14 protein-coding genes and 1 pseudogene are annotated in these 14,913 nt (G+C 60.8%); 10 read left to right on the forward strand and 5 right to left on the reverse strand.

Annotated elements, in window-relative coordinates:
• Positions 1 to 26 precede the first annotated feature (26 nt).
• From M5G26_RS22370 to M5G26_RS22390, 5 genes are all read left to right on the forward strand, one after another.
• Positions 27 to 470, forward strand: coding sequence for a hotdog fold thioesterase (locus tag M5G26_RS22370; protein ID WP_273916501.1), 444 nt, complete (start codon positions 27 to 29; stop codon positions 468 to 470).
• A gap of 310 nt (positions 471 to 780) precedes the next feature.
• Positions 781 to 1,587: an alpha/beta fold hydrolase gene (locus M5G26_RS22375; RefSeq protein WP_095051071.1), complete on the forward strand. Its 807-nt coding sequence runs from the start codon at positions 781 to 783 to the stop codon at positions 1,585 to 1,587.
• On the forward strand, positions 1,584 to 2,438 hold the full coding sequence (locus tag M5G26_RS22380; RefSeq protein WP_134178212.1) for an alpha/beta hydrolase: 855 nt from the start codon (positions 1,584 to 1,586) through the stop codon (positions 2,436 to 2,438). Before M5G26_RS22375 ends, M5G26_RS22380 begins: the two co-directional genes overlap by 4 nt.
• A gap of 115 nt (positions 2,439 to 2,553) precedes the next feature.
• Positions 2,554 to 3,360 (forward strand): DUF4892 domain-containing protein, encoded by an 807-nt coding sequence (locus M5G26_RS22385; protein ID WP_273916502.1) that lies wholly within the window; start codon positions 2,554 to 2,556, stop codon positions 3,358 to 3,360.
• 69 nt (positions 3,361 to 3,429) lie between these two features.
• Complete coding sequence (locus tag M5G26_RS22390) at positions 3,430 to 4,482, forward strand: AI-2E family transporter (protein ID WP_038367546.1); 1,053 nt, start codon at positions 3,430 to 3,432, stop codon at positions 4,480 to 4,482.
• Between the two features lie 659 nt (positions 4,483 to 5,141).
• Here the strand turns inward: M5G26_RS22390 and xopAW are convergent.
• The 3 genes from xopAW to M5G26_RS22405 form a co-directional block, all read right to left on the reverse strand.
• Positions 5,142 to 5,999 (reverse strand): XopAW family type III secretion system calcium-binding effector, encoded by an 858-nt coding sequence (gene xopAW, locus M5G26_RS22395; protein ID WP_273916503.1) that lies wholly within the window; start codon positions 5,997 to 5,999, stop codon positions 5,142 to 5,144.
• A gap of 235 nt (positions 6,000 to 6,234) precedes the next feature.
• Complete coding sequence (locus M5G26_RS22400) at positions 6,235 to 7,284, reverse strand: ATP-binding protein (RefSeq protein WP_150694095.1); 1,050 nt, start codon at positions 7,282 to 7,284, stop codon at positions 6,235 to 6,237.
• Positions 7,284 to 8,033, reverse strand: a complete 750-nt coding sequence (locus M5G26_RS22405; RefSeq protein ID WP_016983639.1) for a response regulator — start codon at positions 8,031 to 8,033, stop codon at positions 7,284 to 7,286. Before M5G26_RS22405 ends, M5G26_RS22400 begins: the two co-directional genes overlap by 1 nt.
• A gap of 296 nt (positions 8,034 to 8,329) precedes the next feature.
• Here M5G26_RS22405 and pyrF point away from each other — a divergent pair, with 296 nt between their 5' ends.
• Positions 8,330 to 9,028 (forward strand): orotidine-5'-phosphate decarboxylase, encoded by a 699-nt coding sequence (pyrF, locus tag M5G26_RS22410; protein WP_162483045.1) that lies wholly within the window; start codon positions 8,330 to 8,332, stop codon positions 9,026 to 9,028.
• A gap of 127 nt (positions 9,029 to 9,155) precedes the next feature.
• Here pyrF and M5G26_RS22415 read toward each other — a convergent pair whose 3' ends face one another.
• Together M5G26_RS22415 and M5G26_RS22420 are read right to left on the reverse strand one after the other, a co-directional pair.
• Complete coding sequence (locus tag M5G26_RS22415) at positions 9,156 to 10,160, reverse strand: NADP-dependent oxidoreductase (RefSeq protein ID WP_150694096.1); 1,005 nt, start codon at positions 10,158 to 10,160, stop codon at positions 9,156 to 9,158.
• Positions 10,157 to 10,294, reverse strand: coding sequence for a hypothetical protein (locus M5G26_RS22420; RefSeq protein WP_191625181.1), 138 nt, complete (start codon positions 10,292 to 10,294; stop codon positions 10,157 to 10,159). Before M5G26_RS22420 ends, M5G26_RS22415 begins: the two co-directional genes overlap by 4 nt.
• A 103-nt stretch (positions 10,295 to 10,397) precedes the next feature.
• Here M5G26_RS22420 and M5G26_RS22425 point away from each other — a divergent pair, with 103 nt between their 5' ends.
• The 4 genes and pseudogenes from M5G26_RS22425 (at position 10,398) to M5G26_RS29600 (ending at position 14,826) form a co-directional block, all read left to right on the forward strand.
• Positions 10,398 to 11,159, forward strand: coding sequence for an SDR family oxidoreductase (locus M5G26_RS22425; protein ID WP_016983635.1), 762 nt, complete (start codon positions 10,398 to 10,400; stop codon positions 11,157 to 11,159).
• A 189-nt stretch (positions 11,160 to 11,348) separates the two neighbouring features.
• A complete protein-coding gene (locus tag M5G26_RS22430; protein ID WP_150694097.1) occupies positions 11,349 to 12,749 on the forward strand; it encodes an aminotransferase-like domain-containing protein in 1,401 nt (466 codons plus the stop codon).
• A gap of 991 nt (positions 12,750 to 13,740) precedes the next feature.
• Positions 13,741 to 13,965 (forward strand): annotated as a pseudogene (locus M5G26_RS29595) (HAMP domain-containing protein); the annotation flags it as partial.
• The gene (locus tag M5G26_RS29600; protein ID WP_412071277.1) at positions 13,963 to 14,826 is read left to right on the forward strand and encodes a methyl-accepting chemotaxis protein; all 864 of its coding nucleotides are present in this window, start codon (positions 13,963 to 13,965) and stop codon (positions 14,824 to 14,826) included. The pseudogene M5G26_RS29595 and the gene M5G26_RS29600, both read left to right, overlap by 3 nt.
• Positions 14,827 to 14,913: the final 87 nt, after the last annotated feature.

The following is a 14,913-nucleotide window of genomic DNA, read 5'->3' on the forward strand; positions in this document are numbered from 1 at the left end:
CACTACAACAACAAAGGAAGTCTGCGATGAGCTTGTGGCGTACCACTCCGAACATCGAGCAGTTGAACGCAATCCAGAAGAACACCATCGGCGAAGTGCTGGACATCCGCTTCGAAGCGTTCGACGAAGAATCGCTGACAGCGAGCATGGTCATCGACCATCGCACCCATCAGCCCTACGGTTTGCTGCACGGCGGCGCGTCGGTGGTGCTGGCGGAAACCGTCGGTTCGATGGCCAGTTATCTGTGTATCGATGCCAGCAAGTTTTATTGCGTGGGACTGGAGATCAACGCCAACCATCTGCGCGGCTTGCGCAGTGGGCGGGTGACGGCGGTGGCCAAGCCGATTCACATCGGTCGCACCACCCATGTCTGGGATATCCGTTTGACCAGCGATGAGGGCAAGGCCAGTTGTGTGTCGCGGCTGACCATGGCGGTGGTGCCGTTGGGTGAGCAGCCGCCGGTGCGTTGAGTGGGGTTCTTCAGTGATCAGCCGCTCACCCCAGCCCTCTCCCAGAAGGAGAGGGGGCCGACCTCGTTGTTTTCACGTGCTTCATCGACCTGAGATACCGCGTCGAATACAGATTCGGAAAAGCATGGAGATCGGCTCCCTTTCCCCCTCGCCCCCCTGGGGGAGAGGGCTGGGGTGAGGGGGTAGCGATCCGACTGACTCACCATAGCCCTGACCGGACTGTCATCATTCCTGGCAGTTACGGTCATTGCTGTAAGGCGCGGTCTTACGGACAATCAACGCCACGTTTCCCGCTCATGGATTTGCCCGTATGTCGCAACCAATCTTTTTCGCCCACGCCAACGGGTTTCCCTCGGGCACCTATGGCAAGTTGTTCGCGGCGCTGGCGCCCGAGTACCGGGTTGCGCATCTGGAGCAGCATGCCCATGACCCGCGTTTCCCGGCTGATGACAATTGGTACAACCTCGTCGACGAGTTGATCCACCATTTGCAGCAGCAGGATCAACCGGTGTGGGGCGTTGGCCACTCCTTTGGCGGGGTGTTGCACCTGCACGCGGCGCTGCGCTGCCCTGAGCTGTATCGCGGTGTGGTGATGCTTGATTCACCCGTGTTGACTCGCACTGATCAGTGGGTGATCCGTGCCGCCAAGCGTTTTGGCTTCATCGACAGACTGACCCCGGCGGGCCGCACCCTGGGCCGGCGGGAAGAATTCGCCGACCTCGACAGTGCGCGCAGCTATTTTGCTGGCAAGACACTGTTCCGTGGTTTCGATCCAGAATGCTTCGATGCCTACCTGCAACATGGTTTGCACCAGGTCGGCGACAAGCTGCGCCTGCGTTTCGATCCGGCGACCGAAATCAGCATCTATCGCGGCGTGCCCCACACGAGTCCCGGTCGCACCCGACAATTGCAGGTGCCGCTGGCAGTGGTGCGCGGGCACAAGAGTCGCGTGGTAATGCGCCATCACACCCGTTTCGTTTCGCGTCTGGCCCAGGGTGAGGCACTGAGCATGCCCGGTGGCCACATGTTTCCACTCGAACGGCCGCAGGACACCGCTCGGTTGTTGAAGAATCTGTTCACCCGCTGGGAAAACCGCCAGGACAAGGATTGCGCATGAGCCCGACCTTCGAAGAAGTGCGCCTGAGCCTGCCGCATATCGAGCTGGCCGCGCATTTGTTCGGTCCCGAGGACGGTTTGCCAGTGATCGCCCTGCATGGCTGGCTCGACAACGCCAACAGCTTTGCCCGTTTGGCGCCCAAGCTCAAAGGCTTGCGCATCATCGCGCTGGACATGGCCGGGCACGGGCATTCCGGGCATCGGCCGAACGGCGCCGGCTATGCCCTGTGGGATTACGCCCATGACGTGCTGCAAGTCGCCGAACAACTGGGCTGGAAGCGTTTCGGCCTGCTCGGGCATTCGATGGGCGCCATCGTTTCCATGGTGCTGGCAGGTTCGCTGCCGGAACGCATCAGCCATCTGGCGCTGATCGACGGCGTCATTCCTCCTACAGACAAAGGCGAAAATGCCGCCGAGCGCATGGGCATGGCCCTGCAAGCGCAACTGGATCTGCGCGAGAAGCGCAAACCGGTCTACAACACCCTCGATCGTGCGATCGAGGCGCGGATGAAGGGGCTGGTGGCGGTCAGTCGAGAGGCCGCCGAATTGTTGGCCCAGCGCGGCTTGATGCCGGTGCCGGGCGGTTACACCTGGCGCACCGACAATCGCCTGACCCTGCCATCGCCGCTGCGCCTGACCCAGGAGCAGGCGATGGCTTTCGCGCTGCGGGTCAGTTGTCCGGCGCATCTGGTGGTCGCTGCTGATGGCATGCTGGCCAAACATCCCGAATTGCTGGAACGTCTACCCTTTAGCCGGGAACAGTTGGCGGGCGGGCACCATTTGCACCTGAACGATGAGGCCGGGGCGATCCTTGTCGCAGACTGTTTCAATCGGTTCTTCGCCATTCCTTGACTTGCTGCGGGCAACTGTCGAGGCTGGGCGGGTTGAAATGGGAGACAATCACGATGGATTTCTACACCGCTGCGACCTCGAATCATCCAGCATTGCCGATCCGATGAGCCTGACTATGCGGTCACTCAGTCTGTTGGCACTGTGCTGTTTCAGTACCGTTTCGTTCGCCGTCGATGTGCCGGGCAGTCAGGATCTGCAGATCGTGCCGCGTCTGGCCGATGCACAGATCGTCGACTATCGCCCTCCGGTTGAACTGGAGCGCATCTATCCGCTGGGCTCGATCCGCAAGATCAGCGGGCAACTGCGCTTCGACGGCCAGGTCACCGCCCGTGGCCAGACCACCTCCGTCACTTACGAGCTGCCCCCCGAACACTCCGCCACCGAAGCCTTTACCGCTGCTCGCGAAGCCCTGCAAAAACAGGACGCCGAATTGCTGTTCTGGTGTCAGGCCCGTGATTGCGGCGAAAGCAGCCTGTGGGCCAACGAGGTGTTCGGAAACGCCAAACTGTATGGTGCCGACGAGCAACAGGCTTACCTGCTGTTGAGACTGGCGGCACCGCGTGACAACACGCTGGTGGCGCTTTACAGCATCACCCGCGGCAATCGCAAAGCCTATCTGCATGTCGAACAGTTCGAGGCAGTGGCACCGCTGGGTGAGTTGCTGCCGACTTCGGCAACCTTGTTGCGTCAGCTCAAAAGCACCGGTGAGCTGGACTTTCCTGATCGCGTAAATGAGCCGGATGACACTTGGCTGCGACTGATTTCCCGCGGTCTCAATCTCGACACGACATTGCGGGTGACGGTGTCCGGGCCCAAGGCCGAAGCCTGGCGTCAGGCGTTGATCAATCAGGGTGTGCGGGCGGCACGCATGGAAACCGGCAGTGTCGAAGGGGCTGGCCTGCGCATCGATCTGTTGCGTTAAGCTGTTTCAGGCGAGCACGCGCGGCGTGTTCGCCTACTCTTTGCCTGACTGACTTTTTCGAGACATCACATGCTCAATAATGATCGCCTGCTGGTGCAGATCCTGCTGCTGGTGTTGTTTGGTGCCAGCCTGTGGGTGATGGCGCCGTTCTGGTCGGCACTGTTCTGGGGCGCGGTGCTGGCGTTTGCCAGTTGGCCGCTGATGCGCCTGTTGACCCGCTGGCTCAATGGCCGGGAATCGCTGGCTGCGGCGATTCTGACACTGGGCTGGATGCTGTTGGTGGCGGCGCCGCTGGTGTGGCTGGGGTTCAACCTGGCCGATCATGTGCGCGATGCCACGGCGTTTATCAAGGATGTGCAGGTCGACGGTCTGCCGGAAGCGCCGGCCTGGCTGGGGGCTGTGCCGTTTGTTGGTGAGCGGCTGGTGGGACTATGGGACAGCATCGATCAGCAAGGTGCGGCGCTGATGGTCTCGGTCAAGCCGTATCTCGGGCAGGTAGGTAACTGGCTGTTGGCGCGCAGTGCGCAGATTGGCGGCGGGATTCTCGAGCTGACGTTGAGCATTGTCTTTGTGTTCTTTTTCTATCGTGACGGGCCACGGCTGGCGGCTTTTGTGCACAGTTTGCTGGAGCGCTTGATCGGTGATCGCGCGGGCTATTACATCGAGCTGGTCGCCGGGACTGTGCAGCGCGTGGTCAACGGGGTGATCGGCACGGCAGCGGCGCAGGCGGTTCTGGCGTTGATCGGGTTTTTGATTGCCGGGGTGCCGGGGGCGCTGGTGCTCGGGATTGTCACCTTCCTGTTGAGTCTGATTCCGATGGGGCCGCCGTTGGTGTGGGTGCCGGCCACGGCCTGGCTGGCGTGGAAGGGTGAGTATGGGATGGCGGTGTTTCTCGGGATCTGGGGGACGTTCATCATCAGTGGCGTGGACAACGTGCTCAAGCCGTATCTGATCAGTCGCGGGGGGAATTTGCCGTTGGTGATTGTGTTGCTTGGGGTGTTTGGCGGGTTGATTGCGTTTGGGTTTATCGGGTTGTTTATCGGGCCTACGTTGTTGGCGGTGGCTTATAGTTTGTTGACGGATTGGAGCAAGAGTCAGGGGCGGGTTGAGGAGCGGCGCTAGCGGTTTTGGGTTTTGGGTTTTGGGTGAATATCCGTTGCTGCGGTAACGGCTGCTTAGGGTTCCGCCCTTACGGCGGGTCACCTTTTCCAAACGCCGAAAAGGGAACCCCAAAGGCTTGCTCCCTCTCGCGGTGTTTGGCTGCGCCAAACGGTCGCTGCGCTCCCACGCCCGGATCAATCCCTCCACTCAGCCTTCCGACGTCGCTCGTGGATCAAGATCAAAAGCAGGCGAGCTGACACTCGGCCTATTGAGTGGTGAAGAGCGTGGGGTGTTCGGCTTTTGATGTGTTTCAGAATCTGAGTTCAACTCGGTATTTCACGTCGGTGTAACTCGTCCAAACGCCTCAGATCAGTCCCCTCTCTCTACGGGCGGTCCGACGTTTCGGGAGGGCTAGGGTGAGGGGATTTTGATCTGTTTCAGAATCTGAGTTCGAGTCGGTATTTCACGTCGGCGTAACTCTCCCAAACACCTCGATCAGTCCCCTCTCCCTCGGGGAGAGGGCTAGGGTGAGGGGCTTTTGATCTGTTTCAGAATCTGAGTACGACTCGGTATTTCACGTCGGCGTAACTCGTCCAAACACCTCGATCAGTCCCCTCTCCCTCGGGGAGAGGGTTAGGGTGAGGGGCTTTTGATTGTCTGCGGCAAATAATGGCTTCGACTCAAGTCGCCACATTCAAATACTTGCCCACCGACGCCGTTTTCTCCAGCGAGTACTGCTTGCTCAGATTGGCAATCATGCGGTTCAGGGCTTCAGTGGTGCTCTGGGTCGAAGCGGTCTGTTCTTCGTCAGGTCGTTCACGGCCTGCCTGTAAAGCCGCTTTGAGCTCGTCGCTGCTGACACCGCCGCTGCTGTCGCTATCGAGAACCTTGAGGAGCGCGGCACTGGTGTCAGTGCTGGTGGTTGAAGTCGCGCTGTCGCTGGTTTGCAGTGCGCTGCTGAGTTCTGTCGCGGTCACGCTGCCGTCGCCATCGGCGTCGAGTTGGCTGAACAGTTCGTCGCTGTTGATTTGTGGTGGCGGAGGTGGCGGTGGGGTCAGGCTGGCGGTGAGTTCGTCCTGGCTGACGGTGCCGTCCTTGTTCTTGTCGAGGGCGGAGAAGATTTCGTTGCTGTCGGCGGTGCTGCCGGCGCTGGTCAGGCCGCTGCTCAGTTCGTCGCCGCTGATGGCGCCGTCGCCATCGGTGTCGAGGGCGCTGATCAGGGCGTCGGCGAGGTCGGTGTCCGGTGCTTGATCGTGTGGCGGTGGCGGCGGGGGCGCCATGGCGGTCATTTCTTCGGCGCTGAGGCTGCCGCTGTCGTCACTGTCCAGGTCGCCGAATTGCTTGCTCAGGTTGACCAACAGGCCGTCGTCGGATTTCTGCGACAGGGCGCTTTTCAGTTCGTCCTGATCGACCGCGCCGTCGCCGTTGCTGTCGAGTTTGGCAAACAGTTCTTTTTGCAGTTGCTGGCTGCGGGCGTTTTGCGTGGTGGTGCTGCTGGTGCTGGTATAGCTGGTGTAGTTGCTGACGCTACCGATCATCGGACTCACTCCCTGGAATGGAAAACCGGTGGGTGTACCGGCTTATGCAGCGTCAGGGCGCAAGTTGTCGGGGGTATGTGGGATTTGTACCGGTGGGTACACACGATGCAATGGACACCCCCGAACCCTGTGGGAGCGAGCCTGCTCGCGAAGAGGCCAGTGCATACAAAAGAGATATTGGATCAACTGACGCCTTCGCGAGCAGGCTCGCTCCCACAGTGAGTCGGTGATGTTCTCAGAGGCGCGGCAGGCGAATAATGGCGGTAAGGCCGCCGCCGGGGGTTTCTTCGAGGTTGAGTTGGCCACCCAGACGCAGCGCTGCCTCGCGAGCGATGGTCATTCCGAGACCGACGCCGCCGGAGTTGCGATTGCGCGAGCCTTCCAGTCGATAGAACGGCTCGAACACCGCTTCGCGCTTGTCCTCGGCAATCCCCGGGCCGTGGTCGATCACGCGGATCAGCAGTTGTTCGCGCTGATCCTGCAGTTCAATCCGCGCCTGCCCGGCGTAACGCAGGGCGTTGTCCATGAGGTTATTGATGCACGAACGCAACGCCATCGGCTGTACCGGCAACGGTGCGCAATGGCCGCTGACCTGCACGTCGGCACCTTGGTCCTGAGCGTTTTCGCACAGCGATTCGACCAGCGCCTGCACATCCATCAACTGCAAGGCTTCACTGGTGCGCTGTTCGTGCAGGTAGGTGAGGGTGGCGTCGAGCATGCCGATCATGTCGTCCAGATCCTGACGCATCTGGCCTTGCAGCTTTTCATCGCTGATGTTTTCCAGACGCAGTTTCAGGCGTGACAACGGTGTGCGCAGGTCGTGGGACACCGCGCCGAGCATCCGCGCGCGCTGCTGCACCTGTTCGCGAATGCGCCGTTGCATCAGGTTGAAGGTGTGCGCGGCTTGCCGTGCTTCGCGCGGGCCGGACTCGTCGAGCGGCGGACTGTCGAGGTCTTCGCTGAGGCGTTCGGCGGCGTCGCTCAGGCGCTGGATCGGGCGACTGAGCAGTTTCGCGCCGTACCAGGCTGCGATCATCAGCGTGATGAATTGAAAGGTCAGCGGCACCACCGGGCCACCGAACCACGGACGCGGGGGCCGTGGCGGGTAGCGCGGGTCCTGCGCCATCGTTTGGCCGTTGGCGCCTTGGGAGAACTCCGGAGGTGGCGGAGGCGGGGGCGGGCCGTAGAGGCGGAACCAGGTGAAAGCCAGCAGGTGCGCGAGGACGATCGCCACGAACAGCACGCCAAACAGGCGCCCGAACAGCGTGTCGAAGCGCGCCCGCATCAGCCGATGTCTCGCGCGTCGAACAGGTAACCCTCACCGCGCACGGTTTTGATCAACTGCGGGGCTTTCGGGTCGTCGCCGAGTTTCTGCCGCAGACGCGAGACCAGCAGGTCGATGCTGCGGTCGAACGCTTCGATTGAGCGACCCCGGGCCGCGTCGAGCAATTGCTCGCGGCTGAGCACCCGGCGCGGGCGTTCGATAAACACCCACAGCAGACGGAATTCGGCGTTGGACAGCGGCACCACGAGGCCATCGTCAGCGATCAATTGGCGCAGGACGCTGTTCAGGCGCCAGTTGTCGAAACGAATGTTGGCCCGTTGTTCGGTACGGTCATCACGCACCCGGCGCAGGATGGTCTGAATGCGCGCGACCAGTTCGCGCGGTTCGAACGGCTTGGCCATGTAGTCATCAGCGCCCAGTTCCAGGCCGATGATGCGGTCGGTCGGTTCGCAGCGAGCGGTGAGCATCAGGATCGGGATGTCCGATTCGGCGCGCAGCCAGCGGCACAGCGACAAGCCGTCTTCGCCGGGCAGCATCAGATCCAGTACGACAACGTCGAAATGCTCGGCCAGCAGCGCCTGACGCATTGCCGCACCGTCGGTGACGCCGCTGGCGTGGATGTTGAAGCGCGCGAGGTAATCGATCATCAGCTCGCGGATCGGCACGTCGTCATCGACGATCAGCGCACGAATGCTCCAGCGCTTGTCGTCTTTAGGCTCATCCGTCGCGGTCATTTGGGTGTTGTGCATGAGGCTGTTCATCTGCCAGTAGGCCGCCAACCACAAAAGATGGGCTGCGAGGTTGTGGTTTCAGCATAGGCGTCCGGCCGTGAGGCGGGAAGTGCTGATGTAAGGACGTATTGCGGCTGGCGAGGCTAGCGCGGGTGCTTGTTGCTGGCGTGTCGGTTGTGTATCGGAGTCGACACAATAGCAGCGAGCGCTATGCTGATCACGGCCGGCGCGACGATTTACCGATCATCGGGTGCCGCGCCGCCGCCGGTTCCGCTACAATGCGCGCCGATTTCGACCTGCCTGAGAGCCCATTCATGTCCGCCTGCCAGACTCCTATCATCGTCGCCCTGGATTTCCCTACCCGTGACGCCGCACTGAAGCTGGCCGACCAGTTGGACCCGAAACTGTGCCGGGTCAAAGTGGGCAAGGAACTGTTCACCAGTTGCGCCGCAGAAATTGTCGGTACCCTGCGTGACAAGGGTTTTGAAGTATTCCTCGACCTGAAATTCCACGACATTCCCAACACCACCGCGATGGCCGTGAAAGCTGCTGCCGAGATGGGCGTGTGGATGGTCAACGTGCATTGCTCTGGTGGCATGCGCATGATGGCTGCTTGCCGTGAAGAGCTGGACAAGCGCAGCGGCCCGCAACCGCTGCTGATTGGCGTGACCGTGCTGACCAGCATGGAGCGTGAAGACCTGGCCGGTATCGGTCTGGATATCGAGCCGCAAGAGCAAGTGCTGCGTCTGGCCGCGCTGGCCGAAAAGGCTGGTATGGACGGTCTGGTGTGCTCGGCGCTGGAAGCCACGGCACTGAAAACCGCGCATCCGTCGCTGCAACTGGTGACCCCGGGGATTCGTCCGGCGGGCAGCGCGCAGGACGATCAGCGCCGCATTCTGACTCCGCGTCAGGCGCTGGATGCCGGTTCCGATTATCTGGTGATCGGCCGTCCGATCAGCCAGGCGGCGGATCCGGCACAGGCGCTGGCGTCGGTTGTAGCCGAAATCGCCTAAGCCACACTGAAGATCCAAATGTGGGAGCGAGCCTGCTCGCGAAGAGGGTGTATCAGTCGAAGTCAGTATCGACTGAACCACCGCTTTCGCGAGCAGGCTCGCTCCCACATTGGTTTTTGTGCTGGCCTTAAACCTTCAACACCAACTTGCCGAAGTTCTCACCGCTGAACAATTTCATCAGCGTCTCCGGGAACGTCTCCAGGCCTTCGACGATATCTTCCTTGCTCTTGAGTTGCCCCTTGGCCATCCAGCCGGCCATTTCCTGCGCCGCGCTGGCGTATTGCGCGGCATAGTCCATCACCACAAAACCTTCCATCCGCGCGCGATTGACCAGCAGCGACAGGTAGTTGGCCGGGCCTTTGACCGCTTCCTTGTTGTTGTACTGACTGATCGCGCCGCAGATCACTACACGCGCCTTCATGTTCAAGCGGCTCAACACCGCATCGAGGATGTCGCCGCCAACGTTATCGAAATACACATCGACGCCTTTCGGACATTCGCGTTTAAGCCCGGCCACGACATCTTCGGACTTGTAGTCGATGGCACCGTCAAAGCCCAACTCATCAATGAGGAATTTGCACTTGTCGGCGCCGCCGGCAATGCCAACCACACGGCAACCTTTGATCTTGGCAATCTGCCCGGCAATGCTGCCCACCGCGCCCGCTGCACCGGACAACACTACGGTGTCACCGGCCTTCGGTGCGCCGACATCCAGCAGGGCGAAGTAGGCGGTCATGCCGGTCATGCCCAGCGCTGACAGGTACACCGGCAGCGGCGCCAGTTTCGGATCGACTTTGTAGAAACCTCTTGGCTCACCGAGGAAATAATCCTGCACGCCAATGGCGCCGTTGACGTAGTCCCCGACCGCAAAGCCCGGGTTGTTCGAGGCGATGACTTTGCCGACGCCCAGCGCGCGCATGACTTCACCGATACCCACCGGCGGAATGTAGGACTTGCCTTCGTTCATCCAGCCACGCATGGCCGGGTCGAGAGACAGGTATTCGTTCTTGACCAGAATCTGGCCCGCCACCGGTTCGCCGACCGGTACTTCCTGATAGGTGAAGGTCTCGCGGTTGGCCGCTCCCACCGGGCGTTTGGCGAGCAGGAACTGGCGATTGGTCTGGTTGGTCATGGCAGGCACTCGAACGGAATGAAGCCTTGTTGATAGACCCTCAGCGGCATTGGCGCAAGGTTGGCTGATGCGGCGAATGCACGCCGATCCAGTGCAGTGATGATCACCGGGATGGTTTTATCACTGCGACGCATGGGTACATAAACAGCCATTGGATAGTGCTGACGTGCGGCAGACCTCAATGACTATGCTGCGAATCTACAAATCCCCTGCATCCATCCCTTCGAGGACATAACAATGAGCATGACGTTTTCCGGTCAGGTTGCTGTAGTCACTGGCGCAGCCAACGGCATCGGCCGTGCGACCGCCCAGGCGTTCGCCGCCGAAGGCCTGAAAGTGGTGGTCGCTGATCTGGACGCGGCGGGGGGCGAGGGCACGGTCGCGCTGATTCGTACAGCCGGCGGTGAAGCGACCTTCGTGCGCTGCAACGTTACCGTCGAAAGCGAAGTGAAGAATCTGATGGACGAGGTCATCAATACCTACGGCCGTCTCGACTACGCCTTCAACAATGCCGGCATCGAAATCGAAAAAGGCAAACTGGCCGACGGCTCGATGGATGAGTTCGACGCGATCATGGGGGTCAATGTCAAAGGCGTCTGGCTGTGCATGAAGTATCAATTGCCGCTGTTGCTGGCGCAGGGCGGCGGGGCGATCGTCAATACCGCCTCGGTAGCGGGACTGGGCGCGGCGCCGAAGATGAGCATCTATGCCGCGTCCAAGCACGCGGTGATCGGTCTGACCAAATCGGCGGCCATCGAATACGCCAAGAAGAAAATACGCGTCAACGCTGTGTGTCCGGCGGTGATCGATACCGACATGTTCCGCCGCGCTTATGAGGCTGACCCGAAGAAAGGCGAATTCGCCAATGCCATGCACCCGGTTGGGCGCATCGGCAAAGTGGAGGAGATCGCCAGCGCTGTGTTGTACCTGTGCAGCGACGGTGCGGCATTCACCACCGGCCACTCGCTGGCAGTGGATGGCGGCGTCACCGCGTTCTGAAAAACGCGCAAGAAAAACAGCCCGCATTCGTTGCGGGCTTTTTGTGGATCACGGTCAGTTCCGTGAAGCCCCTTAAACAATGTGTATCAAACGGTTAGAACGGTCGCTTTTGGCGGCGTTGTCGCACAGCCTGTCCGGCGCGGCTGTGATTTACTGCCGCCAGCAAAACGGACAGGAGTTTGCTTGCTCATGGAATTGAGAATTGATCGACAGGCAATGGTGCCGGTCGTGCAGCAGATTGTTGACGGACTGACGGAGTGGATCCTGCAAAGCGGCGTACCGCCGGCCACCCGTTTGCCCTCCGTGCGGCAAATCGCCCGGGGCAATCTGCTCAGCCAGTCGTGTGTCGTCGAGGCGTGTGAGCGGTTGGTATCGCAGGGTGTTCTGAACTCATGCCAAGGCACCGGTTTCATCGTCGCCGCCGCGCCGTCAACAGGTGGTGCAGATGAGGAATTGGCGGCCTTCGAAGGCCGGTATGCCTGGTGCGATGCCGTGTGTGAAACAGTCGGCGGTTTGAAGCTGGGTGCCGGTGGTTTGCCGCAAAGCTGGCGCGAGCCTGACGACCTCAGTTATGCCCTGCGCGAGGTGGCGCGCACCGACATGGCCAGTCTGTTCAATTACAGCACGCCCTTGGGGCTTCCAGCGTTGCGCGAGCAGATCGTCAAACGTCTGAAGCTGTTCGGTATCGAAGCCCGCAGTTCGCAGTTGTTGAGTACCTGCGGCGCCAGCCATGCGCTGGATCTGATCGTGCGCACCTTGTTCAAGGCCGGGGACTGCGTGGTGGTCGAAACACCCGGGTATGCGCCGTTGTTCGATCTGCTGCGCCTGCATGGCGTACGCATACTCGAGGTGCGTCGCACCCCGAACGGGCCGGATGTCGACGCGCTGGAGGCTTTGCTGCAGCAGTTCCGGCCCGGCGGGTTGTTCATCAACAGTCATCATCACAACCCCACCGGCAGTTGCCTGTCGCCGAGCGTGGCGCAACGCATCCTGCAACTGAGCAAGACTTACGATCTGCGCTTGATCGAAGACGATGTCTACGCCGACTTGCACACCGGTAACGGTACGCGACTGGCGGCGCTGGATGATGAGGGGCGAGTCATCTATGTGGGCAGTTTCTCCAAAACGCTGAGCAGTTCGCTGCGCGTCGGGTTCGTTTTCGCCGACAACGAAATGGTCAGGCGGTTGGCGCAGGTCAAGATGATCAGTGGGCTGGGGGTGTCGAGGTTTTCCGAGGCGGTATTGGCCAGCCTGATGGTCAGTGGCGCTTACCGCAAACTGGTACAACGCCAGCGACAACGGCTGAATGCCGATCGCGCGGCCGCGCTGCAGGCTCTGGAAGACGCCGACTGGGAGGTTTTCGGCAAGCCTGCGGGTGGCTTGTTCATCTGGGCGCGCTCGCGCATGGCCGATCAGGTTCGGGTGCGTCGGCAGGCGCAACGCTGCGGCGTATTGCTCTCAGCGCCTGACGCGTTCAGCCCCAGTGGCGAGTCGGGCGACTGGCTGCGCATCAACGTCGCCTATGCTTGTGATCCACGTGCCCGGCAGTTTTTCCGCCACACCGGTTCGGATCGACCTCAAGCGTTCTGAAAACGACGCAGGCGTAGCTTTTTGCCATTATTCCGACGCCAGAGACTTGTGCCGGTGGATGGCCGTTGCGACTCTTCGCTCTACTGACAATGGCAGGGGACTACGCGCAATGATTTCGGCCATGCAAGGACGTTTTGCCAACCTCGGTATGGCAAAAAAACTGGGTATCGGGTTTGTACTGGTTTTGCTGCTGACCGCGCTGGTGGCAGCCATTGGCGTCTGGTCCCTGCAAACCATCAGTCAGCGTTTCGACGGGCTGAAACAGATGTCCTCGCTCAACAGTGGCTTGCTCAAGGTGCGCCTGCTTGAGCAGGAATATGCCTTGCGAGGCGATCCGAAGACGGCCGATGCCCTGCGTAAGGGCGTCGACGAACTGGTTGCTCTGGCTGATCAGCTCAAAGCGCAGTCGGCGGCCAATGTGCCGGTAATGAATGATGTGCAGCAGTCGCTGGCGGCCTATCGCAAGGCGTTCGACGAGTTTGTCTCGTTGACGCAGGCCAAGGATCTGGCACTGGAAATGGCCAGTTGGTCGGTGTCCAGTGTGGCCAACAACCTTGATGTGTTACAGGCCGGGCTTGCCGATGACGGTGCGTATACCTTGAAGGACACCGAGGGCAAGGACGGTGCCCAGTTCATTGAGCAGGCCAGCCAGGTCAGTCAGGTCTCGCGCTTGATGCTGCAAGCGATGAACGAAGCGCGGATTCGCCTCGATCAAAGCCGCAAGGGCGATGCCGACGGTGCCGGCAAAGGCAATATCGAACAGGCCGCACAGGCCCAGACGCAGGCCGAAGAACTGAAAACCACGGTCAAGGACGAGGGTTACCTGACCGTGCTCAATGAAGTGTCCGGGCATATCGCCGGTTTCAACGACAAACTGGCCGAGTACACCGGATTGCTCGCGCAGGAAAAAACCGTCTACGAGCAATTGCACCAGCGTGCCGACCAAGTGGTCGAGCGGGTGAATCAGGCTTATGTCGCTGAAGACGGCGCGATGCAGGCGGAACTGAAGAAAAACTCGCTACTGATCATTGGTTCATCGGCGCTGGCGCTGTTGGTCGGATTGCTGGCTGCGTGGTTGATTACTCGACTCATCGTCGCGCCATTGCGCAGTGTGATTCAGGTCGCCCAGCAGATTGCCGCCGGCGACTTGAGTGCGACCGTGGAGGTGACCCGGCGGGACGAGATCGGCCAGTTGATGTTGGCGATGCAGCAGATGGGAGCGGGGCTGAGTGCGATTGTCAGCGGGTTGCAGGCGGGGATCGAGCAGTTGGCCAGTTCGGCGCAATCGTTGTCGACGGTCACTGAGCAGACCAACCTTGAGGTCAGCAGCCAGAAGGAAGAGACCGAGCAGGTCGCCACGGCGATGAACCAGATGACCGCCACCGTGCATGACGTCGCGCGCAATGCCGAAGAGGCGGCGTTGGCTGCGCAGACGGCGGATGACAAGGTCGAGAGTGGTCAGCAGGTGGTACGCCAGAGCATGGCGCGGATCGAGCAATTGGCTGATTCGGCGACGTCGGCCAGTTCGAGCATCGAAAGCCTCAGTGCGGAAATCCAGAATATCGGGACGGTGCTGGGGGTGATCAAAAGCGTCGCTGAGCAAACCAATTTACTGGCGCTGAATGCCGCGATCGAGGCGGCCCGGGCCGGTGAGCAGGGCAGGGGCTTTGCGGTGGTGGCCGATGAGGTGCGCGCGTTGGCGCGGCGCACGCAGCAATCGACTGAGGAAATTGAACGGCTGGTCAGTGCGCTGCGCTCGGCGGCGCATTCGTCGGTGCAGCAGATTCAGAGCAGCGGGGAGTTGGTGAAGCTGGCGGTGAGTGATGCGTTGCAGACCGAGAGTGCGCTGGGGAGTATTGCGGTGGCGGTGTCGTTGATTCAGCAGATGAATCAGCAGATTGCGGCGGCGGCCGAGGAGCAGAGTTCGGTGGCGGAGGAGATCAATCGCAGTGTGACGAGTATTCGTGCGAGTGCGGATCAGTCGTCGATCGCGATGCGCGGGAATGCGGCTTCGAGTGTTGAGCTGGCGCAGTTGGGGAGTGAGTTGCGGGGGATGGTTGGGCATTTTCGGCTTTGACGCTTTGGGCTTGGCGGCCTTTGGGCCGACCAGGCTCTTGGGGTTTTTGGGGTATATCCGTTGCTGCGGGTGTTGCTGATTAGGGTT

The organism is Pseudomonas sp. TNT2022 ID642 (assembly GCF_028656995.1).
Lineage (GTDB): Bacteria > Pseudomonadota > Gammaproteobacteria > Pseudomonadales > Pseudomonadaceae > Aquipseudomonas.